A 24,163-nucleotide genomic window follows, 5' to 3' on the forward strand; every position below is an offset into this window, starting at 1 on the left:
GCCCTGAATGCCTTGCATGGCAAGGCGTTCAGCGAGCGCAGCGAGGACTTTTGCGCCGAACACCGGCGCAAAAGTAACGGCATTTTTGCAGGCTGTCGGAAAAGTCCTTAGACTTTTTCGACAGCCTGAGTGCGGGCCTATGGCCCGCACTTTCAGTTTGCCGAAAAACCTCTATTAAGAGGAATCCGCCCGAGTTATGGCGGGGGAGCTCGAGGGGGCGGCAGCCCGCCTCGAGTGGGATCGAATGCTCCGAACGCCTTGCACGGCAAGGTGTTCGGCGAGCACAGCGAGGACTTTTGCGCCGCACAGCGGCGCAAAAGTAACAGCATTTTTTAAAAACTTGGGAACCATTTCTCTCTCAAACCCATCTATATAGTGTCCGGACAAATGAGAGGAGGCGGTGGACGATGAAGGAAGACCATGGGGAGCGGCAGGAATTTGCCGCCCTGGTCCAGGCCCACAGCCGCGCCCTGTTTCGGGCGGCCCGGGCGCTTCTGGACAGCGACGCGGCCGCCGAGGACGCGGTGGGGGAGGCCGTCCTGCTGGCCTGGCAGGCCTTTCCCAGGCTGCGGCGGCGGGAGTCGGCCCGGGCCTGGCTGCTGAAAATCACGGTGAACTGCGCCTATGACCAGCGCCGCCGGGCGCGGCCCACCGTCCCCCTGGAGGAGGCGGCCTGTGCCGCCGCCCCCGCCCAGGAGCCCCTGGGGCTGTGGGAGCTGGTCCAGGCCCTGCCGGAGGAGCAGCGCCTGGCGGTGACGCTCTACTACTACGACGGCCTGTCGGTGGGGGAGATCGCCCAGGTGCTGGGGGCGCCCCAGGGGACCGTCAAATCCCGCCTGTCCCGGGGCCGGGACAAGCTGCGGGAGCGTTTGCGAGAGGAGGGTATCTATGAGCTTTGAACCATGGGACCGGGAGCTGCGGGAGCGGGCCCAGAGGGAGGACTGCCCCATCCCGGAGGGATTTTCGGCGCGGCTGGAGGAGCAGCTGGAGCGGCTGCCGGAGCGGAGCGGGGGCCGGAAGTGGGGAAGGCGGCGGATTCTGGTGCTGCTGGCGGCCGCCCTGGCCCTGACGGCCTGCACCGCCGGGACGGTGGGCATAGCCCTGCGGCAGAATACCATCCAACGGGTGAAGAACGAGGGGGCCGGCCGCTGGGAGGTCATCAAGGCGGAGGAGGCCGGAGAGCCCACCCCGGAGGTGCACGTGCGGGAAAATCTGCCCAGAGACTATGAACCTGTACCTCTGGAGCAGGTGTTGGAGAATATGTCCCAGCTTGGATATTCGCTGGTGAGCCGCGAGCAGGGCGGCCCGGAGGACGACTGGAGGGAGCGCTGCATTTGGGAGGACAGCCAGACCGAGACCCAGACCGTCTTTTACTGGGCGGACTCCATGGCTGATCTGGAGTCCTTCTGGCCCGAAGCAGTCCCCCACGCTTTCTGGCTGGACGGCCAGTACACCCCGTCCCCCATGGGCATGTCCTATGGCTATGACGCGGACCTGGCTACCGGGGAGGTCTGGGGCCGTTATTTCAGCGGAGAGTATACGGGGGAGGATGGGGCGGCCTTTGAATTTGGCTTTACCTATAACGCACGGTATACCTGGCCGGACTGGTACTCGGTGGACCTGACAGGACAGGAGTACCAGGAGCAGTACGAGACTAAGGACGGGGCGGTGGTGTCCATTGAGATCATTCCGTCGGTCACGGGAAAATCTGTTTTCTATACCGCCATCAGCACAGAGCACACGATCTGCACGCTCCACGGCACCCAGATGGAGCTGGAGGAGATCCGGGACATTCTGGACCACCTGGAGCTGTCCCAGCTGCTCACCTACCAGCCGGAACCAACCGAATAGACGCAAAAGCAGGCCCCCCGGAACGCCGGGGGGCCTGCTTTGATAAAATCGAATTTGGGTTTGATTACCGGATCACCTTGGTGCGCACGTCCTCGGCGATGATGGCCTCGAAGTCGGCCAGGGACATGGCGCCCTGGTCCTCGCCGGAGCGCAGGCGCAGGGAGACCGTTTCATTCTCCATATCCCGGTCGCCCACCACCAGCATATAGGGGACCTTCTCCAGCTGGGCCTCCCGGATCTTCTTGCCGATCTTCTCGCTGCGGTGGTCCACCTCCACCCGGTAGCCGTCGCCGTCCAGCTTCTGGGCGATCTGGTCGGCGTACTGGGCGGCCCGGTCGGTGACGGGCAGGATCTTCACCTGGACGGGGGCCAGCCAGGCGGGGAAGGCCCCGGCGAAGTGCTCGGTGATGACGCCGATGAAGCGCTCGATGGAGCCCAGCACCACCCGGTGGATCATGACGGGGCGATGCTTCTGGCCGTCCTCGCCGGTATACTCCAGCTCGAAGCGCTCAGGCAGCTGGCTGTCCAGCTGGATGGTGCCGCACTGCCAGGTGCGGCCCAGGGAGTCGGCCAGATGGAAGTCCAGCTTGGGGCCGTAGAAGGCGCCGTCGCCCTCGTTGATGACGAAGTCCTTGCCCATGTCGGTGATGGCGTCCTTCAGGATGTCCTGGTTGTGCTCCCACTGCTCCACGGTGCCGATGTGGTCCTCGGGCATGGTGGACAGCTCGATGGTGTAGCTCAGGCCGAAGGTGGAGTACACCTCGTCAAACAGGCGGACGGTCTCCTGAATCACGTCCTTGAGCTGGTCCTGGGTCATGAAGATGTGGGCGTCGTCCTGGCTGAAGCAGCGCACCCGGAACAGGCCGTGGAGGGCGCCGGACAGCTCGTGGCGGTGGACCAGGCCGATCTCACCCACCCGCAGGGGCAGATCCCGGTAGGAGTGGGGCTCGCTGGCGTAGACCAGCATGCCGCCGGGGCAGTTCATGGGCTTGATGGCGTAGTCCTCGCCGTCGATGACGGTGGTGTACATGTTCTGCTTGTAGTGGTCCCAGTGGCCGGAGCGCTCCCACAGCTGACGGTTCAGGATGATGGGGGTGGAGATCTCCACATAGCCGTACTTCTTGTGGATCTGACGCCAGTAGTCCAGCAGAGTGTTCTTCAGCACCATGCCCTTGGGGAGGAAGAAGGGGAAGCCGGGGCCCTCGTCCCGGAGCATGAACAGTCCCAGCTCCTTGCCCAGGCGGCGGTGGTCCCGCTTCTTGGCCTCCTCAATGCGCTGCAGGTAGGCGTCCAGCTCGTCCTTCTTGGGGAAGGCGATGCCGTAGATGCGCTGCAGGGTCTCCCGGTTGGAGTCGCCCCGCCAGTAGGCGGCGTTGCAGGCGGTGAGTTTTAATGCGTTGCCCTTCACCCGGCCGGTGGAGTCCAGGTGGGGGCCGGCGCACAGGTCGGTGAACTCCCCCTGCTTGTAGAAGGAGATGTGGGCGTCCTCGGGCAGGTCGTTGATAAGCTCCACCTTATAGGGCTCGCCCTTCTCCTCCATGAACTTCAGGGCCTCGGCCCGGGGCAGCTCGAACCGCTCCAGCTTCAGCTTCTCTTTACAAATCTTCCGCATCTCCGCCTCGATCTTCTCCAGGTGCTCGGGGGTGAAGGCGAAGGGGGCGTCCATATCGTAGTACCAGCCCTCGTCGATGGAGGGGCCGATGGCCAGCTTCACCTCGGGCCACAGGCGCTTCACCGCCTGGGCCATGATGTGGGAGCAGGTGTGCCAGTAGGTCTGGCGGTACTCGGGATTTTCAAAGGTAAATTCGTTGTTTTTCACTTCTTCGGACATAGAAATAACCTCCTCATAAGCCTTCCCCTTCAGGGGAAGGTGGCATTTGCGGAGCAAATGACGGATGAGGCGGTCCTGTATCCGGCCTCATCAGTCTCGCTTCGCTCGACAGCTTCCCCTAAAGGGGAAGCCAGTGTTTCGGGGCAAAACAAAACGCCTCACCCCTGAGTGTGTCAGGGGTGAGGCGTAAATAATCCAATACGTCCCACGGTTCCACCCTGCTTACGGCCCCAAAACAGGCCGTCGCTTGTGACCGCTGTAACGGGCGGGCCCGGCATAGCTTTCTGCCGAACAGAACGCGAGGGGCAGAGTGGAGGTCCATTCTGCATTCTGCATTCTGCATTCTGCATTCGCCAGCGGCTCTGGAGTGGTACCGGCTGCAAAAGCTCGCAGGACGCTTCCAGCCTCTGCGTCCCTCTCTGGGCGGATTTTGCGGCTTCTTCTCCATCGTTGCCAATTTGACAGGGGTACTATATCACCGGGGAGGAGAATTGTCAAGGTGGGAAATTGAAACATCGGATATCCCCGTGGGGAAAGGAGGCACTTTGCCTGAAATCCAGGGAATTTTCTTGACCCCCTACCGGCGGAATGATACAATGGGGGCAAGATATCCGGTCCTGAACAGCACATTGGCCGGAGGAGGAAACTGCCATGGCAAAGCATGTAAAGCGTTCGGTAATCCCCATCTATCTGGTGGGGGTGGTGTGGCTGGTGTTCGGGCTGGGCCTGCGCCTGTACCAGCCGGTGGATTATATCCTGTGCGCCCTGGTCTCGGTGGCGGCGTTTGTGGTGGGAAAGGCCATTTTCCCGGATAAGAGCTACCAGATCGCCGGCGGGGAGGACGAGGAGGAGAAGAAGCAGGCGGAGCAGGAGGCCCAGAAGCGCGCCGAGGAGGCCCACGCCGCCCGGGAGAAGGCCCAGGCGGAGCGGGAGGAGCGGCAGCGCCGGGAGCAGGAGGAGAAGGCCCGCCAGGCCCAGCAGGCCAAGAGCACCGGCAATCTGGAGATCGACAAGCTGATCCTGGAGCGGGAGCGGGCTTTAAGTGAGATGCGCCGCCTCAACGACAGCATCGAGGACGAGACCATCTCCGCCCAGATCGACCACCTGGAGGAGGTCACCCGGCAGATCATCGACCAGGTGATCCAGGAGCCCAAAAAGCTCCCCCAGATCCGCCGGTTTTTGAACTACTTCCTGCCCACCACCTTAAAAATCCTCAACGCCTATGACCGGATGGACGCCGTGGGCATCTCCGGGGAGAATATCGACGCCACCAAGGCCAAGGTGGAGGACATGATGGGCACCATCGTGAAGGCCTTCGACAAACAGCTGGACTCCCTCTTTGGGGCGGAGGCCATGGACATCTCCACCGACATCACCGTCATGGAGAACCTGCTGGCCCAGGAGGGGCTGGCCGGACCGGAGCGGCCCAAGACCTCCGGAGATGGGACCACCCTGGAGTTATAATAAGGAGAAATCCCATGAAAGTTCAAAGGGACGCCACCCCCAAAAGCAGCTGGCGGCCTCTGGGATCAGCCCTGCTGTTTGCTGCGATGGCAGTTATTTTGATTTGGCTGTCTGCTGGAGACGGGGAGCATTTTCCCAACGGCATCATGTTAGCCGCGGGCGCTGTCTTGTGCGCCCTGCTGGAACTGTCCCGCTGGGTTGGCAGAGAAATGGGGCATGGAATGCGGCTTTTTCGCGCAGCCCTTGTTACCGGTCTGCTGATTCTCAGTGGAGCGGCCGGAAATCTTGTGATGCCGGAGCAGTGGATTGTCCTGGGGCTTTGTTCCATATGGACGCTGACCCTGTGGTATGAGTTTTTTTACCACCTTCGAAGAGACGACTGACTGGAAACAATTTTTAGATATTCTTTCAAAATCTTCAACACCTATGCCCGGATGGACGCTATGGACATCTCCACCGACGTCACCATCATGGAGAACCTGCTGGCCCAGAAGGGACTGAGTGGACCGGAGCGGCCCAAGACCTCCGGGGAGAGGACTACCCTGGAGCTGTAAGAAAAGGGGAGGGATTATTGATGAAACCTGAAAAGCAGTCTCCCGGCAAAAAAATCTGTTTGATCGTGGCTTTGATATGGACTGTGGGGGCGGTTTTGTGGGGCGCGCAGATTTGGAGCGCTCTGAAAACTGACGCCTCAAGCTGGGGACATTATATCTTGCTGCTCCTGCTGTTTGCGGCCTGCGCCCTTCGCTGGTTCTGGAAATGGCTGCATACTGAAACATAAGACAGATAACATACAAACATACAGACGTAGGAAATGTAAATTTTAGGAGGAACACGACTATGAGCGATAATCTGGATATGACCCCGCACCTGACTCTGACGCCCGAGGCGGACGCGGCTGCGGCCGCCGCCCCTGCCGCCCCGGAGGCCCCCACCCTGACCCTGGACCCCGGCGCGGCGGCCCAGGAAGCCGCCCCGGTGCAGGGTGAGAGCGTCCTCTCCGAGGAGGAGCGGCAGAAGCAGCGGGACGCCAACGCGGTGAAGCTGGACGAGTCCATGCTCACCGAGGCGGAGCGGAAGATGGTGGACGAGTTCGCCCAGAAGATCGACGTCACCGACTCCAGCGTGGTGCTCCAGTACGGGGCCGCCGCCCAGAAGAACATCGCCTCCTTCTCGGAGAACGCCCTGAACAGCGTGCGCACCAAGGATTTGGGCGAGGTGGGCGAGGCCCTGTCCTCCCTGGTGGTGGAGCTGAAGGGCTTTGGCCAGGAGGAGGACGAGGGCGGCATCTTCGGCTTTTTCAAGAAGAAGCGGGACAAGCTGGAGGCCATGAAGGCCAGCTACGCCAAGGCGGAGGTCAACGTGGACAAGATCGTCCGGGCCCTGGAGAACCACCAGGTGGTGCTGATGAAGGACATCGCCATGCTGGACCAGATGTACGAGCTGAACACCAAGTACTACAAAGAGCTCACCATGTATATCATCGCCGGTAAGAAGCGCCTGGAGTATTTACGCACCCACGATTTGGAGGATTTAAAGCAGAAGGCGGCCAAGTCGGGGAGCCAGGAGGACGCCCAGGCCTACAACGACTTTGCCAACCTGTGCAGCCGGTTTGAGAAGAAGATCCACGACCTGGAGCTCACCCGGATGATCTCCGTCCAGATGGGCCCCCAGACCCGTCTGCTCCAGAACAACGACACCCTCATGCTGGAGAAGATCCAGTCCTCCCTGGTGAACACCATCCCCCTGTGGAAGAGCCAGATGGTGCTGGCCCTGGGGCTGGAGCACTCCCGCCAGGCCACCCAGGCCCAGTCCGCCGTTACCGAGATGACCAACCAGCTGCTCCAGAAGAACGCGGACATGCTGAAAATAGGCACCGTGGAGACCGCCCGGGAGGCCGAGCGCTCCATCGTGGACATTAAGACCCTCCAGCACACCAACGAGCAGCTCATCTCCACCCTGGACGAGGTGATGAAGATTCAGAACGAGGGCAGCCAGAAGCGGAAAGAGGCCGAGGTGGAGCTGGGAAGAATCGAGGGCGAGCTGAAGCAGAAGCTGCTGGAACTGAGAGGCTGATTTCTATTTTTGACCGCGGGGATTTTGCAGTCTGCTCCTTTTAAGCCTTCCCCCGGCGGATGAGAGGTGCTCCCCCTCCAAAAGCCTTCCCCCTGGGGGGAAGGTGGCTGGCCGAAGGCCAGACGGATGAGGGGGCAGGTTTTGCAACAATTTCATGTTACGCAGGGAGGATTTCGCCGCCTGCGGGCGGCGAGTTCCTTTGCCCATGGCGGCAAAGGAACCAAAACGCCACCGGGGACGCGGCCGATGGACTACGGCTCCGCCTAGGTCCATAGGACCGCTTTCCCCGGACCCCATTACGGGGGTTATCCCTTTGGCTCGGTATTGAATTTCCGGCGCGCAAAAATGGAGTGGCTGTCCGCGATTCCTCCCGGCCCACTAGGGCCTGGGTTTGCAAAAATTGCAGCTGCTGCGGTTCCACAACAGCGCCTGGCTCTGCCGAACCAATGCTCCCGGTTCATTTCCGCCGTAGGGGCGGGTCCCAGACCCGCCCGTCCCGGATGGTTTGTAATCTCTTCGTAGGGGCGGCCACATGGGGCCGCCCGGTTCTCCCCCGATGGACGGGAGGACCAAGCCCATCGGGCCCTCCCCCTACCAGAGGGAAGGTGTCTGGTCAAAGACCAGACGGATGAGGGTGCGCACCCGGACTGCGGTCCCCGCCCGGGATCAGCGAACTTTTTAGGGAAATGTCATACTTGAGAAATGGAGACGCCATGAAAATTTTTCGAAAAACAGGGGTGGCCGTCCTGCTCACGGTGCTGATGATCGCCGCCGCCATTGGAATCGGCCGGTGGCGGGGCGCCCAGGCGGAGGCTGTGCCGCCCCCCTCGTCGGAGCTGGACACCTCTCTGTCCGCCGGCACCTACCTGAACTGGATCAGCGACGGGGCGGATGTGCTCTCAGACGCCCAGGAGAACCAGATCGCCCTGTACAACGCCAACTGGGTGGAGCGGTACGACAGCCTCATCGCCGTGGCCACGGTGTCCTCCCTCTCGGAGGACATCGGCGACTACGCCTATAACCTGGGGGTGGAGATCGAGCTGGCCTCCGCCGACGGCATCCTGGTAGTGAATGCGGAAAACGGGGACTGCTATCTGGCGGTGGGGCCGGACTACCCCATGACGGACAGCCAGGTGTCCTCCTATCTGGACCGGTACCTCTATGAGGACGCCATGGCCGGAAACTTTGGCGCGGGGGTGCTGAACCTCTTTGACGGAATCAACGAGTTCTACCTGGACAACTACGGTCTGGGCTATCTGGACAACAGCGGGAATCAGGTATACGGCGGACGCAGCGCCGGGGAGATGCTGGGCGCGGTGGTGGTCCTGCTGGTGATTCTGGTGGTGATTGCCAGCGTGCTGGACAGCATGCGCTATACCTCCTACCGCCAGCGGTACTACGGCGTGCCCAATCCCCCCTATGTGTTCCGTCCCATCCTGTTCTGGCACGGCCCCGGCTGGGGCTGGTACCGGCGGCGTTGGCGGCGGCCCCCTCCGCCTCCCCCCAGAGGGCCTCGGGGCCCGGGCGGGCGGCCCGGCGGAGGCGGCTTCAACGGCTTCCAGGGGCCCGGCGGCTTCGGCGGCTCGGGAGGAAGCCGGGGCGGCGGATTTTCCGGCGGAGCCCGCGGCGGGGGCTTCTCCCGGGGCGGCGGGTTTGGAGGCGGCTTCGGCGGTTCCCGCGGGGGCGGCTTCGGCGGCGGCGCCCGCGGAGGAGGGTTCTCCCGGGGCGGCGGCTTCGGGGGAGGCTCCCGGGGCGGCGGATTTGGCCGCAGATAACGCCCCGGAAGGCCGCTTCCTTATCACAGTACGCACAAGAAACGGACCGTACCTGGAGTCAGGTGCGGTCCGCTTTTTTATGTTTTGCAAATACAAAACGGATATACTGAAATATAAAATACGGTTTGGAGTGGAAATTCCGGACATACAGGGGGACGAGACCTCATATAGATAGGAGGAACAAACGAGTTTGGGAGTGTGATCCAGGATGAAGCAGACCGGGACGGACGTCAACCGCATGGTCCTCCACGGCCGGGCCGCCCACCCGCCCGCCTTTTCCCACCGCAACCATGAGGTGGAGTTTTTTTCCTTTCCCCTGGTGGTGGGCCGCCTGTCCGGGGCGGCCGATCAAGTGAATGTGATGGCTCCCCGCGCCCTGCTGGAGGGCTGCGGCTGGCTGGAGCGGGGGGAGGAGGTCACAGTCCGGGGAGAGGTGCGCACCTTCAACAACCGCTCCGGGGTGGGAAGCCGCCTGGTCATCAGCGTGTTCGCCAAGGAGCTGCTCCTGGAGGAGCGGGAGGACGAGAACCGTCTGCTGCTCTCCGGCACCCTGTGCAAGCCTCCCAGCCTGCGCTCCACCCCCCTGGGTCGGACCATCTGCGACATGATTCTGGCGGTGAACCGCCGGTACGGCCGGGCCGACTACCTGCCCTGCATCGCCTGGGGCAGCCTGGCCCACCTGTGCGGAGAGATGGCGGTGGGCAGCTCTCTGGGCCTGGACGGCCGCCTGCAGAGCCGTACATACACCAAGAATCTGGGGGACCGGGTGGAGGAGCGCACCGCCTTTGAGGTGTCCATTATGAACCTGCTCCCTCTGGAGGAGGTCCGGCTGGGCCGGGAGTTGCCCGTCCGTGGGGGGAGCAGAGGGGCCATATAGCGCAAACGCCAGGGGGCGGCCGGACCAGGCCGCCCCTCTTTTTTTACTTGTAACAATTCACCAAACTATGCTATAATATTTTTTGATACTGCCGTAATATACCTGTTGGTCCCACACAGGCGGAAGGAGGTGACCGGCCATGCGGTATAAGCAGTGGAAAATCGCCCATCCCTCCCCGGAGGGGCGGGCCCAGCTGGAGCGGGCCGGCATTCCCTCCCTTCTGGCCTGCGTCCTGTCCGCCCGGGGCGTGACAGAGCCGGAGCAGGCATGGAAGCTGCTCACCCCCGGGGAAGAGCCGCTGCTGGACCCCATGCTGCTCAAGGACATGGACAGGGCGGTCCTCCGGGTCACCCGGGCCCTGAAGCGGGGGGAGACCATTGCGGTCTATGGGGACTACGACGTGGACGGCATTACGGCCACCTGTCTGCTCACCGACTGCCTCACCCGGCTGGGGGGGCGGGTGCGCTCCTACATCCCCGACCGGCTGGAGGAGGGCTACGGCCTCAATCAGGAGGCCGTCCTCCACCTGGCCCGGCAGGGGGTCACGCTGATCATCACGGTGGACTGCGGCATCACCGCCGCCCGGGAGGTGGAGTTTGCCCGGGAGCTGGGGATTGACGTGGTCATCACCGACCACCATGAGTGCAAGCAGGCCATCCCGGAGGCTGCGGCGGTGGTGGACCCCCACCGCCCCGACTGTCCCTACCCCTTCAAGGGGCTGGCCGGCGTGGGGGTGGCCCTGAAGCTGGCCATGGCGGCGGCGGGACCGGACCGGGCCGGCCTGGTGTTCCGGGAGTACGCCGATCTGGCGGCGGTGGGCACCGTGGCCGACGTGATGCCCATGACGGGGGAGAACCGGACCATTGTCCAGACCGGGTTGGCCGCCCTGGCCCACCCCAGGCGGGTGGGGCTGGCCCAGCTGATGGAGGAGGCCGGCCTGGGGGACAAGCCGGTGACCTCGGTGTCCATCGGCTACACCCTGGCCCCCCGGATCAACGCGGCGGGGCGGATGGGGCAGGCCGATCTGGCCGCCGAGCTCCTCCTCACCCGGGACCCGGGCCGCGCGGCCGCTCTGGCCCAGGAGCTGTGCGCCCTGAACCGGGAGCGGCAGACCATTGAGTGCGAGATTTTCCAGGAGTGCGTTCAGCGGCTGGAGCGCCGGCCCCAGTCGGGCGTCATCCTTTTGGCGGACGAGCATTGGCACCAGGGTGTGGTGGGCATTGTGGCCTCCCGCCTGACGGAGAAGTACTCCTGCCCGGTCTTTATGGTCTGCCTGGACCAGGGAATGGGCAAGGGCTCCTGCCGGTCCTGGGGCGGGGTCAACCTGTTTCACCTGCTGACCCAGTGCCAGGACCTGCTGGAGGGCTTCGGGGGCCACGCCATGGCCGCCGGCTTCACCGTCCGGGAGGAAAACATCCCCGCCCTGGAGCGCCGCCTGCGCCAGCTGGTGCTGGAGGAGCAGGCGGGAGAGGAGCTGCCCTCCCTGCTGGACATCGACGCGGCGGTCCTGCCCCAGGAGCTCACCGTGGAGGCGGTGGAGGCCCTGGACGCCCTGGAGCCCTGCGGGGCGGGCAATCCCAGGCCGGTGCTGGTACTCACCGGGGCCCATGTGATCAGCGCCGCCCAGGTGGGCCGGGGGCGGCATTTGAAGCTGCGGCTGGAGGGGCGGGGCGTCCCGTTGGACGCCATCTTCTTCTCGGTGGATGGGAGCGAGCTGGGGCTGACCCCCGGCTGCCGGGTGGACGTGGCCTTCTATCCCCAGATCAACGACTTCCGCGGGGTGCGCTCGGTCCAGCTCCAGGTGGTGGACCTGCGCCACGCCATGACCCGGGCCCAGCTGGAGCAGTCCATCTATGAGAAGTACCGCCAGGGGGAACCCCTCTCCCCCCAGGAGGCCCAGTCCCTGCTGCCCACCCGGGCGGAATTTGTCTGCCTGTGGCGCTATCTGGAGCGCCAGTGCGCCGGGCAGACTTTTCTGGAGGACACCCTGGCCCGCATCGCCCAAAAATCCGCCCGCTCCGGCGGCCAGAGCGAGCGGCCCAACCACACCCTGGTGTGTCTGGAGGTCATGGAGGAGCGGGGGCTCATCTCCCTGGAGCGCCAGTCCGGGCGGGTGCAGATCACCCTCCACCGTTTGGAGCACAAGGTGGATTTGAACGCCTCCGCCATTCTGCGCCGCCTGCGGGAGGCTACGCAGGAAACATAGCATTTAGCCGCCGGCGGCGGCTGAATTTAAGAAAAAGGTGATCGTATGGACCCAATTTTGGAACGCTATCAGGCTTTGGAGGACAAGGTGGCCTCCTATACTCCGAATCTGGACACCAAGCGCCTGTATGAGGCCTTTACCTATGCGGATACCGAGCACCACGGCCAGCTGCGCAAGAGCGGCGAGCCCTATATCATCCACCCCCTGGCGGTAGCCGACATTGTGGCCGACCTGGGCCTGGATGTGGACTCGGTGATTGCCGCCCTGCTCCACGACTGCATTGAGGACACCGGCGCCACCCACGAGGAGATCGCCAAGAAGTTCGGAACCTCGGTGGCCGATCTGGTGGAGGGCGTCACCAAGCTGACCCGGGTGCAGTACGTCTCCAAGGAAGAGGAGCAGATGGAGAATTTACGGAAGATGCTCATGGCCATGGCCCATGACATCCGGGTGATCCTCATTAAAATCTGCGACCGGCTCCACAACATGCGCACCATGGAGTACCAGTCCCCCAAGAAACAGCGGGAGAAGAGCCTGGAGACCATGGAGATCTACGCCCCTCTGGCCCACCGCTTGGGCATGCAGAAGCTGAAGTGGGAGCTGGAGGACCTGTCCCTGCGCTACCTGGACCCGGTGGGGTACAAGGAGATCGAGGACGAGATGGCCAAGCGCTCCGCCGCCCACGAGGAGTTTTTGGCCTCCATCCAGCTGCGCATCCAGCAGCGCATGGAGCAGGAGGGCATCCGCTGCAAGGTCTATGGGCGGGTGAAGCACACCTACTCCATCTACCGCAAAATGTTTACTCAAAACAAGACGCTGGACGAGATTTTTGACCTGTATGCCTTCCGGGTGATTGTGGACGACATCCCCGAGTGCTATAACGTCCTGGGCTGCATTCACGACATGTTCAAGCCGGTGCTGGGCCGCTTCAAGGACTATATCGGCACCCCCAAGCCCAATATGTACCAGTCCCTCCACACCACCGTCATCGGCCGGGAGGGCATCCCCTTTGAGGTGCAGATCCGCACCTGGGAGATGCACCAGACGGCGGAGTACGGCATTGCCGCCCACTGGAAGTACAAGCAGGGGATGGCCAATAAGAAGCTGGGCAGCGAGGGGGACTTCGAGTGGGTGCGCAAGCTGCTGGAGAGCCAGCAGGACACCGACGCGGAGGAGTTCGTCCGCACCCTGAAGGTGGACATGTTCTCCGACGAGGTGTTTGTGTTCACCCCCAACGGGGATGTGAAGAGCCTGCCCGCCGGGGCCACTCCCATCGACTTCGCCTATAATATCCACTCGGCCATCGGCAACAGCATGGTGGGCGCCCGGGTGAACGGCCGGATGGTCCCCTATGACACCCAGCTGAAAAACGGCGACATTGTGGAGGTGCTCACCTCCAAGTCCGCCAAGGGACCCAGCCGGGACTGGCTGAAGATCGCCAAGAGCAACGAGGCCCGGAACAAGATCCGCCAGTGGTTCAAGCGGGAGCGCCGGGAGGAGAACATCGCCACCGGCCGGGCTCTGTTTGAGTCCGAGCTGAAACACGCCAAGATCCCCCTCTCCGCCATCACGGCGGAGGACGTGCTGCCCAACATCCTTCGGAAGGTGCGCTTCGGCACCCTGGATGAGCTGTACGCCTCCATCGGCTACGGGGGCACCACCGCCGTCAAGAGCGTGGCCCGGATCAAGGACGAGCTGCTGCGCCTGGGCCGCCTGAAGGCGGAGAAGGCGGCCGCCGCCGCCCGCACCACCGCCGAGAGCGTCATCGTCCCCGGCTCCACCGCCCAGGTGGACCCTCTGCAGCTGAAGGGCTCCAACAAGCACTCCGACTCGGGCATCATCGTGGAGGGGCTGGGCAACTGTCTGGTGAAATTCGCCAAGTGCTGCACCCCCGTCCCCGGCGATCCGGTGGTGGGCTTCATCACCCGGGGCTACGGCGTGTCCGTCCACCGGGCCGACTGCCCCAACGCCGACCCGGACCGGCGCAAGCCGGAGGAGGCCTCCCGCTGGGTGCGGGTGGCCTGGGTGAGCAGCCCCCTGCCCAACTACAAGACCTCCCTGGAGCTGTCCTCCAAGGACCGGGACGGCCTGACCCTGGACGTGGCCATGGCCCTGTCCGCCGCCAAGGTGAAGGTGACCGCCCTGTCCGCCCGCTCCCAGCCCGACGGCCACGCCATCGTCCGCATCGAGGTGGAGGTCAAGGACAAGGACGAGCTGGCCGGCGTCATCAATAAGCTTAACAATATCCAGGGCGTCTACCATGTGGCGCGGGTGTCAGGGAAATAATGGATTTTGCAGGGGGATTTCGCCGCCCCCCCTTTTAGCCTTCCCCTCGGGGGCCGACTCCCCTTGTCAAGGGGAGATGGCCGAAGGCCAGAGGGGATAGGGAAAGGTGCCCCCGAAGGGGGCGGATGAGGGGGCAGGTTTCGGATTTCCTTTTGTGGGGCGCGCCGTTTTGCAGGGTTTCGCCCTGCGGGGCGAGTGACTTTCTGGACGGCCAGAAAGTCACCAATGGCCCAGGCCACCCTCTCTTGCCCCTTTGGGGCAATTCACCTTGAGAACCGCTAGGGGGCGGGCGCAATCGGCGGTTCGGCAAAGCCTCCCGCCTCCATGCCGCCCGTCCCCTAGAACCCCCATTACGGGGGGTACCCCTTGGGGTGGGCAAAGCATTCCCGGCGCACAAAATCTGAGTGGCCTCCGCGATTTATTCCGGGCCACTGGGCCCTGGGTTTGCAAAAATTGCCGCTGTTGCGGTTTACCGCCTGCGCCTGGCTTTGCCGAGCCATCGCTCCTGGTGTGAATTCGGACGGGAGGCCCAAGGGCCTCCCCTACCCAGATTAAGAATCGTTTTTGGAAAGCCGTAGGGGAGGGGCTTGCCCCTCCCGCCGCCGTGACGGTGAAATTCTCACAAGAATCTAAAAGGTTGTGAAACAATGCGTGCAGTAGTCACAAGAGTATCCTCCGCCTCCGTCTCCATTGACGGCAATACGGTGGGGGCCATTGAAAAGGGATACCTGGTCCTGCTGGGGGTGGGCCCCAGCGACACCGAGGCCGTGGCCGACAAGCTGGCGGAGAAGATCTGCAATCTCCGGGTGTTTGAGGATGAGAACGGCAAGATGAACCTGAATCTGGAACAGGTGGGGGGCTCCCTTCTGGTGGTGTCCCAGTTCACCCTGTACGCCGACACCTCCTCTCGCCGCCCGGGGTTCACCGGGGCCGCCAAGCCCGATCTGGCCGTCCCCCTGTACGAGCGCTTTATGGAGACCTGCCGCGCCCGGGGCTTCCAGGTGGAGCACGGGGAGTTCGGCGCGGACATGCAGGTGGCCTCGGTGAACGACGGACCGGTCACCATCCTATTTGAGTTATGAGATAGGAGTGAGGAGATAGGAGATATTCCCATCTCGCCGGATAACGCGTTTATCTCCTATCTCCTATCTCATCACTCCTATCTAAAAACACGGGGGTAGATTTTTATGAAGGTAAAAATGATGCAGGTGGGACCCATCGGCACCAACTGCTATATTCTGGAGGACGACAAGACCAACAAGGCCGCCGTCATCGACCCGGGCGACGAGGCGGACAAGATCGCCCAGGTGCTTCAAAAGGACGGGGCGGAGGTGGAGTACATCCTCCTCACCCACGGCCACTACGACCACACCACCGGAGTGCCCGATCTGAAGAAGCGCTTCCCGGACGCCCAGGTGTATATCCACCAGGCGGACGCCAACGGGGCCGGGTCCACCCTGTACCCACTGGCCGGGCAGGTGGCCGGTTTGAAGCACTACAAGGAGGGGGACAGTCTCACCCTGGGTTCCCTCACCATCCAGGTGATGGAGACCCCGGGCCACTCCCCCGGCTCCGTCACCCTGCGGGTGGGGGACGTGCTCTTTACCGGGGACACCCTGTTCTGCGGCTCCTGCGGCCGCACCGACCTGCGGGGGGGCAGCTATGAGCAGATCATGGCCTCCCTCAAGCGGTTGGGAGAGCTGGAGGGGGACTTCCATGTGTGTCCCGGACACGACCGGACCTCCACCCTGGAGCAGGAGCGGAGGTATAATCCGTTTTTGATGGAGGCTATGAGAGGGTAAGCCTTTTTGCAGGGTTTCGCCCTGCGGGGCGAGTGACTTTCTCAGCGATGAGAAAGTCACCAAAGAATCGCCGGGGGACGCGGCCGGTGGACTACGGCTCCGCTGACGCTCCGCCTAGGTCCACAGGACCGCTTACCCCCGGTCCCCCCATTACGGGGAACGCGTACCTGCTGGATTTTGCAGAATTACCGGCGCGCAAAATCTGAGTGACACTCTAAATTCCTGCCGGGCCACTGGGCCCTGGGTGGGTGGAAAATGAGAGCTGGTGCGGTTCTACTTCCGCGCCTGACCCGGCCGAGCAAACGCTCCGGGTTTGATTTCCACCGTAGGGGCGGCCTTTGGCCGCCTGCGGGCGCGCACAGCGCGCCCCTACTGCAACCGGTTCGGTTATGCCGTAGGGGAGGGGACGACTCCCCTTATCAAGGGGAGATGTCGAGCGCAGCGAGACAGAGGGGATAGGGATTTGCCCCTCCCGCAATGCCTCCCCCTTTAGGGGAGGGTGGCTGGCCGAAGGCCGAGAGAAGCCACCCTGGGGTGTGCCCCCGCCGCCGAATTGGGATGGCATCCGTAGGGGCGACTCTTGCGGTCGTCCGTAAGCCTTCCCCCCGTCAGGGGGAAATGGCCGAAGGCCAAAGGGGGTAGGGACAGGCGCCCCCGAAGGGGGCGGATGAGGGTGCCCACCGGGAATTGCCCGGCTCTTTCGTAGGGGCGGCACACCTGAGCCGCCCTCTGGGGAAGCTCCGGTCGCTTCGGCAGGGCGCGCGCCCTTTACCTCTCCCCCAGCAGCCCCTCCAGGATCTCCCGGCGGAGATTCAGACCGAACAGATAATACGCCCGGCTCTCCCAGCCGCAGTATTGATTCAGCCGGTCTTCAAAGGTAAAATACCACTGGCGGCCCATGGTCTCCTCCAGCTCCTGGGCCAGCGCGTAATATTCCTCCCGGGCCTGGATATATTCCGGGATGCTCTCGCAGAATCGGCAGACTTGTTCCGGAAGTTCGGGGTTGTCGAAGAAAATACTGTGAAGCAGACAGTTCATCCTATATCCCTCCAATATGCAACTTTTGGTCATATTCATTATATACGACCACAAGTTGCATGTCAAGAAGGAGTGTTCTTTTCCATGCCTGATTTATCTGAGCGTCTCCGCATTTTGCGGAAAGAAAAGGGATTGACGCAACAAGAGGTTGGTGACACTCTTGGAAAATCCCTGCGGGCCTATCAATACTATGAATCCGGCACGCGCCGCCCAGAATATCCTCAACTCTTGGCCCTGGCTGACTTTTTTGACGTGAGCCTGGACTACCTCACCGGCCGCAGCGAGACCCGGGAGCGGATGCCGTAGGACCTGTGTAGGCGGGCGGCCGCAGGGGTCGCCCCTACAAAAATACAAAAGCCTGTCCGGTGAACGCCGTAGGGGCCGGTCCCAGACCGGCCCGCCGGTTAACGGATTGCGTTTCGAACTACGGCGGCGGGGGCACACCCCAGGGTGGCTTCTCTCGGCCTTCGGCCGATTCACCTTCAGCCCCCGCCCTACGGTATTCTTCTGACAATGCTTGCTCCGTAGACTGCCCCTCTCCTACGGTATAACCGAAACGGTTGCGTAGTAGGGGCGCGCTGTGCGCGCCCGCGGGCGGCCAAAGGCCGCCCCTACGGCGGAAACGAACCCGGAGCGTTGGCTCGGCAAAGCCAGGCGCAGGAGTGGAACCGCACCATTTAAAATTCTCCGCCAAGTCGGCCCCCAGGGGGAAGGCTAAAAATAGGGAGGCGGCGAAACTCCCCAAAAAAACAATTCAAGTGGTACTGTTATGAAGCTGTATTTTGAAATTCCCAACTACAACTGGCAGCCGGAGCGCTACAAATACTCGGTGGAGCAGATGATGCTCATGCTGTTCCCCGGGGAGCGCCCGGAGTACCCGGAGGGGTACGCCCCCTCCGGCAACGAGGCGGTTTTTTCTCTGGACCGGAAGCCGGACCGGACGGCGGTGACCGCCCGGGTCACCCGCCCCGAGGGGACCGCCCAGGGAGAGACCCAGGTGGAGAGCCGCCTTCTGGACGAGGCCCCGGAGCGGGTGTACCACACCCTCCAGCACGCCCTGAAGATGGCCTTCTACCAGGCGGGGACCGCCGTGCTGGGCCAGGAGCCCCCCTGGGGGGCCCTCACCGGGGTGCGCCCGGTGAAGCTGCCCACCCGTTGCATGCTGGCGGGGGGCACGCCCGAGCAGGCCCAGGCCGAGCTGGAGGGGGAGTACCGGGTCTCCCCCCTCCGGGCCAAGCTGGCGGTGGACTGCGCCCAGGCCAGCCTGGCGGTGGACCGGGAGGTACGGGAGGACCAGGTGTCCCTGTACATCGGGATTCCCTTCTGTCCCACCCGGTGCGCCTACTGCTCCTTTGTGTCCGCCGACGTGGGCCGGACCCTGAAGCTGGTGGAGCCCTATCTGGAGGCGGTGCTGGAGGAGGTGGAATATACCGGCCGGGTTTTGAGGGAGAGCGGCCTGTCCATCCACTCCCTGTATGTGGGGGGCGGCACCCCCACCACCCTGTCCGCCGGACAGCTGGAGCGGCTGTTTTCCTCCGCCCGGGCGCATCTCCCCCTGGAAACCTGCGTAGAGTATACCGTGGAGGCGGGCCGCCCGGACACCATCACCCGGGAGAAGCTGGAGGTCTTGCGGGACCAGGGGGTGGAGCGCATATCCATCAACCCCCAGACCCTGGAGGACGAGGTGCTTGCCGCCATCGGACGGAAACACTCCGCCCAAGACATTCTGGATGCCTACGCCCTGGCCCGGGAGGTGGGCTTCGACTCCATCAACATGGACCTGATCGCCGGCCTGCCCCGGGACTCCTTTGAGGGGTTCCGCCGCTCCCTGGAGGGGGTGCTGGCCCTGCGTCCGGAGAATGTCACCGTCCACACCCTGGCCCTGAAGAAGGGTTCCCGGCTGATGGAGGAGGGCGGCGCTCTCCCCAGCGGGGAGGAGACCGCCCGCATGCTGGACTTCTCCCGGGACACGCTGCGGGAGGCGGGCTTCCTGCCCTATTACCTGTACCGGCAGAAGTACATGTCCGGCTCGTTGGAAAACGTGGGCTGGTGTCTCCCCGGCAAGGAGAGCGTCTATAATATCATCATGATGGAGGAGCTGCAGACGGTGGTCTCCATCGGAGGCGGCGGGGTCACCAAGCTGGTGGACCGGAAAAACGGGCGGATCGTCCGCCTGCCCAACCCCAAGTACCCCCACGACTACCTGTCCTCCCGGGACAAGATTCTGGCCCAGAAGGACGAAATCGCGGCCTTTTACCGGGACCGGACTTAGGCCCTGCTTGACATGTCAACATGCCCAGAGCGCGGATTTGAACACAGCCGATTGACAGAAAGGAGTTTTTCCCATGGCTTATCAACTGCAGGAGATCAACCGCCGCATCCAGACGGACGTCCAGGAGTTCCTGGCCGAGTGCGACGACAACTACGCCCAGCGGGTGTCCCTGGCCGCGGATAAAATCCTCACCAATCTGGAACACAGCCCCATCGTGCTCCTCTCCGGCCCCTCCGGCTCCGGAAAGACCACCACCGCCATGAAAATCGCCGAGGAGCTCCAGCGCCGGGGGGTCAACACCCACGCGGTGGCGATGGACAACTACTTTCATACCATCAACCCCCGCACCGCTCCCCGGACCCCGGAGGGGGACATCGACTACGAATCCCCCCTGTGCCTGGATATGGAGCTGCTGGACCGGCACTTCACCGCCCTGTCCAAAGGGGAGGAGATCTGGATTCCGAAGTATGAGTTTGCCCGGCATATGCGCAATGACAGCCGGGCCACTCCCCTGAAGCTGGGCAAGAATGAGATCGTGGTGTTCGAGGGCATCCACGCCCTCAACAACGACATCGCCGGCCGCCACCCGGAGGCCACCAAGCTGTACATCTCCGCCCGGTCCAACGTCAACGAGGGCTCCGTCCTGCGCTTCAAGGGCACCTGGATGCGCCTGACCCGCCGGGCGGTGCGGGACTACAACTTCCGGGGCACCGATGTGGAGGACACCCTGGAGATGTGGGCCAATGTGCGCCGGGGGGAGAAGCTGTACATCTCCCCCTACAAGAACCGGGCGGATATCATCTTCGACTCCTCCCTCCCCTATGAGGTGTCGGTGATGAAGAATTACGCCCTGCCCCTTCTCCAGGCGGTGCCCGAGGAGAACGTGCGCCGCGCCGAGCTGCTGGAGCTCATCGAGGCCTTCCAGTACTTCGAGCCCATCGCCCCGGAGCTGGTGGATCAAGACTCCCTCCTCCGGGAGTTCATCGGCGGCGGCAGCTACCACTACTCCTGATCCATCTGTTGGGGCGGCCAGCGGCCGCCCAACAAAGAACGAGAAACTAAGGTGATACCATGACAGGACCAACCATTTTTGACTCCCGGGACATCCGGTATAAGGACCCCTATGGGGCGGTGGCCTCGGGGACCAAGGTGACGCTGACGCTGCGCCCTCCGCGGGCGGAGGGCTACTCCTGGGCCCGCCTGTCCGCCCGCTTTGAATTCTGGGCGGATGAGACGGCGGAGATCCCCATGCCCTGGTCCGGCCTGGACGGGGACCGGGACGTGTTCACCTGCGTGCTGGATACCGTGGACTATGTGGGCTTGGTGTGGTATACCTTCACCCTGGAGCGGCTGGACGGCAAAAAGGGGGAGCAGCTGGGCCCCTTCCAGCTCACGGTGTACGACGGCGGCGAGGCGGTCCCCGCCTGGTTTGGGGAGGGGATGACCTATCAGATCTTCCCCGACCGGTTCCGCCGTCTCCGGGTCCCCGACCCCAAGGGGATGGTGGGAGGGCGGTGGGTACACGCCGCCTGGCAGGACGAGCCGGAGTACCGCCCCGACCACAGCGGGGAGATCCGCAACCGGGACTTCTTCGGGGGCAGCTTGCAGGGGGTGGAGGAAAAGCTGGACTACCTCCACAGCCTGGGGGTGCGCACCCTGTACTTCTGCCCCATCTTTGAGGCGGCGGAGAACCACCGGTACGGCACCGCCGATTACCGCGCCATCGACCCCATGCTGGGCACCGAGGAGGACTTCTCCCGCCTGTGCCGGGAGGCCCACCGCCGGGATATGCGGGTGATGCTGGACGGGGTGTTCAACCACACCGGCTTCGTGAGCCGCTATTTCAACGGGGACGGCTTCTACCCGGAGCTGGGGGCCCACCAGAGCCAGGACTCCCCCTACTACTCCTGGTACAACTTCTATCAGTGGCCCGACCAGTACGAGAGCTGGTGGGGCATCTACTCCCTCCCCTCCATGAACGAGCACGACCCCGCCTACCGGGAGTTCATCTTCGGCGGAGAGGACTCGGTGGTCCGCCGGTGGCTCCGGGCCGGAGCGGACGGCTGGCGGCTGGATGTGGCCGACGAGCTCCCCGACGACTTTGTGGCCGGCATCCACGCCGCCGCCCGGGCGGAGAAGCCCGACGCGGTGGTCATCGGCGAGGTGTGGGAGGACGGCTCCACCAAGGTGGCCTATGGGGTGCGCCGGAAGCACATCCTGGGCAGGCACTGCGACGGCCTGATGAACTACCCCTTCCGGGGGGCCGCTCTGGACTACCTGCGGGGGGGCGACGCGGCGGACTTCATGGAGACCATGGAGACCCTGCGGGAGAACTACCCCCCCTTCGCCTACTACTCGGCCATGAACTCCCTGGGCACCCACGACACCCCCCGCATCCTCACCCTCCTGGGGGTGGGCAGCGAGTGCCGGGAGCGCTCCCGAGAGTGGCGGGCCAGCTTCCGCATGGAGGCCGACCAGCGCCGCCGGGGCAAGGAGCTGCTGAAGCTGGGGGCCGCCCTGCTGTTTGCCTTCCCCGGCTCCCCCACGGTGTACTATGGGGACGAGGCGGGGATGGAGGGCTTTGAGGACCCCTTCAACCGCCGCACCTTCCCCTGGGGGAGAGAGGACTATGAGTTGCTGGGCTGGTTCACCCGCCTGGGCCACCTGCGGCAGGAGTCCCCCGCCCTGCGCCGGGGGGACATCCGCTACCGGGCGGCCCAGGGTCCCCTGCTGGCCTTCACCCGGTCGGCGGAGGGGGAGACCATCCTGGCCGCCTTCAACACCGGAGGCGAGTCCGCCGAGCTGCGTCTGGAGGACGCGGAGCGCATCGAGCTCCTCCTGGGGTCGGCCCGGTTTCAGATCTCCGCCCAGGGGCATGTGCTCACCCTGCCCCCCCGGACCGGCAGCCTGCTGAAGCTGTCTGTGGGCAGCGACGGCCCGCAGGAGCCGGACTGACCGGACAAATGCGGGCCTTTCCGGGAGCGGGCCGCTTGAAGGACCGCTCCCTCTGCTCCAAATTTCATTTTTCTTACTCTTTAGAACAGAAGGGGGCACGACCTGGGTCGTGCCCCCTCAGGCTGTCGAAAAAGTCCAAGGACTTTTCCGACAGCCTGAAAAAATGCCGTTACTTTCCCGCCGCTGCGCGGTGGAAAAGTCCTCGCTGCGCTCGCTGAACGCCTTGCCCTACAAAGCATTCAGGGCATTTGATCCCACTCGAGGCGGGCTGCCGCCCCCTCGAGCTCCCCCGCCAATACTCGGGTGGATTCGTCTAAACAGAGGTTTTCCGACAAGCTGAGGGGGCACGACCTGGGTCGTGCCCCCTTTATTTGTATAAGGGGAGCCGCCCGCTAGGCGTGTGATTCCCAAAAGCCGGTGGGGAAGAATAAAAGACTCCTGTTAGGGCAAGCGTGCGGTCCACCAGATGTGCAAAAATTGACAGGGAGGTATGATTCGTAATGGGAATGAGTGACATAAACCATTTATCTCACACAAGATGAAATTGCAAATACATGTGCACAGTCCCGCCGTATCTCCTGTGCCATCGTATTTACATTTCTTCCTGCCGGCCGCGCGCTCTCCTGGCAGCTCAGATCACCCACATGATGGTTTCCTATACTGCGTTCTTTTTTGCTGGGATGATGGCGGCTCGAGTAGTCCCACTGGAGTCCTGGTTGTGTGGGTCCCCCATTCTTTCACAGGGGCCGATGCGAACTCTTTTTGCTCAATCCAAAGTGTTATGCTGTATCGTGTAATTTGTCTGGGCAATGTGATATTTTTCACACAAATCGCTTGACAGTCCTCTGGAAATGTGATATATTTCACTCATAAGATGTTAGAAATTTCTCACATCAAACTGTGCCGCCCCACTCCGGAGGCGGGATGGCGCAGACGCTTGGAAAGGAGTTTTTTCCATGAAACATCCCTTTAACTACCTGGGACTGCTGTCCCTGCCCGCCCTGGCGGCCCTGCTGTACTTCCCAACCGGAAAGATCGACTTCATCGGTTTTCTGGGCTTCCTGGCCTTTTTCCGGTATTTTTGGGTGAATCCAGACGAGCTGTTCCTGCACACCCTGCGCCGCTCGGCCACCGCCGCCTACCTCATCCAGTGCGTCACTCTGGCCCCCTTCATGCTGGTGTTCTTTGCTCTGGACCCCCAGAGCAATCCGGTGGGGCCCGCCCTGGCCTCCAGCTTCGCTGTGGCGCTGATCTTCTTCTGCCTGCACCACAGCTGGCTGGAGTGGAAGGAGATGAAGGAGGTCGCATGAGCCTGACCACAAAGATCCGGGAGTACCGGGCGCGGGATAAACTGAGCCAGGAGGAGCTGGCCCAAAAGGTGGGGGTCCGGCGGGAGACCATCGGAAACCTGGAGAACGGGAAGTATAACCCCTCCCTGAAGCTGGCCATGGACATCGCCAAGGTGTTTGGATGCACCGTGGAGGAGCTGTTTTTCTTTGAGGATTGATGCGGGCTTGCCGCCTTGCAGGGAGCTGTCCTGCGGGGCGGCGGCTTTCTTTTTCGCATTTTGCCGCCCGCGCCTCTCCAGCCTTCCCCCTGGGGGGAAGGCGGCACGGCAAAGCCGTGACGGATGAGGGGGCAGATTTCGGATTGGGTTCGTTGTATGCAGGGGGGTATTTCGCCGCCCCGGCGGCGAGTTACTTTCTGCCCGAGCGGATTGTCAAGTGAAG

20 protein-coding genes are annotated in these 24,163 nt (G+C 63.2%); 18 read left to right on the plus strand and 2 right to left on the minus strand.

The features are described 5' to 3' along the window. Positions 1-407 precede the first annotated feature (407 nt). Positions 408-899: an RNA polymerase sigma factor gene (locus B5F19_RS06290; RefSeq protein ID WP_087289065.1), complete on the plus strand. Its 492-nt coding sequence runs from the start codon at positions 408-410 to the stop codon at positions 897-899. Beyond that, on the plus strand, positions 889-1,851 hold the full coding sequence (locus B5F19_RS06295) for a hypothetical protein (RefSeq protein WP_087289067.1): 963 nt from the start codon (positions 889-891) through the stop codon (positions 1,849-1,851). The genes B5F19_RS06290 and B5F19_RS06295 overlap by 11 nt, the downstream gene beginning before the upstream one ends. A 64-nt stretch (positions 1,852-1,915) precedes the next feature. Here the strand turns inward: B5F19_RS06295 and thrS are convergent, their stop codons facing one another. Then, positions 1,916-3,682: a threonine--tRNA ligase gene (gene thrS, locus B5F19_RS06300; protein ID WP_087289069.1), complete on the minus strand. Its 1,767-nt coding sequence runs from the start codon at positions 3,680-3,682 to the stop codon at positions 1,916-1,918. A 651-nt stretch (positions 3,683-4,333) separates the two neighbouring features. Between thrS and B5F19_RS06305 the strand changes: the two genes are divergently transcribed. The 10 genes from B5F19_RS06305 (at position 4,334) to B5F19_RS06355 (ending at position 16,168) form a co-directional block, all read left to right on the plus strand. Continuing rightward, on the plus strand, positions 4,334-5,146 hold the full coding sequence (locus B5F19_RS06305) for a 5-bromo-4-chloroindolyl phosphate hydrolysis family protein (protein WP_087289071.1): 813 nt from the start codon (positions 4,334-4,336) through the stop codon (positions 5,144-5,146). Positions 5,147-5,160: 14 nt separating this feature from the next. Beyond that, on the plus strand, positions 5,161-5,529 hold the full coding sequence (locus B5F19_RS06310; protein ID WP_087289073.1) for a hypothetical protein: 369 nt from the start codon (positions 5,161-5,163) through the stop codon (positions 5,527-5,529). A gap of 191 nt (positions 5,530-5,720) precedes the next feature. Then, positions 5,721-5,927, plus strand: a complete 207-nt coding sequence (locus tag B5F19_RS06315; protein WP_087289074.1) for a hypothetical protein — start codon at positions 5,721-5,723, stop codon at positions 5,925-5,927. 59 nt (positions 5,928-5,986) lie between these two features. Further along, a complete protein-coding gene (locus B5F19_RS06320) occupies positions 5,987-7,222 on the plus strand; it encodes a toxic anion resistance protein (RefSeq protein ID WP_087289076.1) in 1,236 nt (411 codons plus the stop codon). Between the two features lie 713 nt (positions 7,223-7,935). Further along, positions 7,936-8,997, plus strand: a complete 1,062-nt coding sequence (locus tag B5F19_RS17670; RefSeq protein ID WP_191346126.1) for a TPM domain-containing protein — start codon at positions 7,936-7,938, stop codon at positions 8,995-8,997. 208 nt (positions 8,998-9,205) lie between these two features. Beyond that, on the plus strand, positions 9,206-9,874 hold the full coding sequence (locus B5F19_RS06335) for a single-stranded DNA-binding protein (protein ID WP_087289078.1): 669 nt from the start codon (positions 9,206-9,208) through the stop codon (positions 9,872-9,874). A 139-nt stretch (positions 9,875-10,013) separates the two neighbouring features. Then, complete coding sequence (recJ, locus tag B5F19_RS06340) at positions 10,014-12,080, plus strand: single-stranded-DNA-specific exonuclease RecJ (protein WP_087289080.1); 2,067 nt, start codon at positions 10,014-10,016, stop codon at positions 12,078-12,080. A gap of 45 nt (positions 12,081-12,125) precedes the next feature. After that, positions 12,126-14,366 carry a bifunctional (p)ppGpp synthetase/guanosine-3',5'-bis(diphosphate) 3'-pyrophosphohydrolase gene (locus B5F19_RS06345; protein WP_087289082.1) on the plus strand — a complete coding sequence of 747 codons (2,241 nt, stop codon included), beginning with the start codon at positions 12,126-12,128 and terminating at the stop codon, positions 14,364-14,366. Between the two features lie 647 nt (positions 14,367-15,013). Then, positions 15,014-15,448 (plus strand): D-aminoacyl-tRNA deacylase, encoded by a 435-nt coding sequence (gene dtd / locus B5F19_RS06350; protein ID WP_087289084.1) that lies wholly within the window; start codon positions 15,014-15,016, stop codon positions 15,446-15,448. 105 nt (positions 15,449-15,553) lie between these two features. Beyond that, a complete protein-coding gene (locus B5F19_RS06355) occupies positions 15,554-16,168 on the plus strand; it encodes an MBL fold metallo-hydrolase (RefSeq protein WP_087289086.1) in 615 nt (204 codons plus the stop codon). A 768-nt stretch (positions 16,169-16,936) separates the two neighbouring features. Here the strand turns inward: B5F19_RS06355 and B5F19_RS06360 are convergent. Continuing rightward, positions 16,937-17,206: a hypothetical protein gene (locus tag B5F19_RS06360; protein WP_087289088.1), complete on the minus strand. Its 270-nt coding sequence runs from the start codon at positions 17,204-17,206 to the stop codon at positions 16,937-16,939. A gap of 84 nt (positions 17,207-17,290) precedes the next feature. On the opposite strand from B5F19_RS06360, the gene B5F19_RS06365 reads away from it, so the two are divergent. The 6 genes from B5F19_RS06365 to B5F19_RS06390 all read left to right on the plus strand — a co-directional run bounded on the left by B5F19_RS06365 (position 17,291) and on the right by B5F19_RS06390 (position 23,940). Beyond that, positions 17,291-17,512, plus strand: coding sequence for a helix-turn-helix transcriptional regulator (locus B5F19_RS06365; protein WP_087289090.1), 222 nt, complete (start codon positions 17,291-17,293; stop codon positions 17,510-17,512). 463 nt (positions 17,513-17,975) lie between these two features. Further along, entirely contained in the window at positions 17,976-19,478 is a 1,503-nt protein-coding gene (hemZ, locus tag B5F19_RS06370) for a coproporphyrinogen dehydrogenase HemZ (RefSeq protein WP_087289092.1), read from the plus strand. 73 nt (positions 19,479-19,551) lie between these two features. Continuing rightward, entirely contained in the window at positions 19,552-20,490 is a 939-nt protein-coding gene (locus B5F19_RS06375) for a nucleoside kinase (RefSeq protein WP_087289094.1), read from the plus strand. A 59-nt stretch (positions 20,491-20,549) separates the two neighbouring features. Next, positions 20,550-22,433 carry a glycoside hydrolase family 13 protein gene (locus B5F19_RS06380; RefSeq protein ID WP_087289096.1) on the plus strand — a complete coding sequence of 628 codons (1,884 nt, stop codon included), beginning with the start codon at positions 20,550-20,552 and terminating at the stop codon, positions 22,431-22,433. Positions 22,434-23,389: 956 nt separating this feature from the next. After that, positions 23,390-23,743, plus strand: coding sequence for a DUF3796 domain-containing protein (locus tag B5F19_RS06385; protein ID WP_087289098.1), 354 nt, complete (start codon positions 23,390-23,392; stop codon positions 23,741-23,743). Then, a complete protein-coding gene (locus B5F19_RS06390; protein WP_087289100.1) occupies positions 23,740-23,940 on the plus strand; it encodes a helix-turn-helix transcriptional regulator in 201 nt (66 codons plus the stop codon). The genes B5F19_RS06385 and B5F19_RS06390 overlap by 4 nt, the downstream gene beginning before the upstream one ends. Positions 23,941-24,163: the final 223 nt, after the last annotated feature.

The organism is Pseudoflavonifractor sp. An184 (genome assembly GCF_002160305.1).
In the GTDB taxonomy this organism is placed as follows: Bacteria; Bacillota; Clostridia; order Oscillospirales; family Oscillospiraceae; genus Lawsonibacter; species Lawsonibacter pullicola.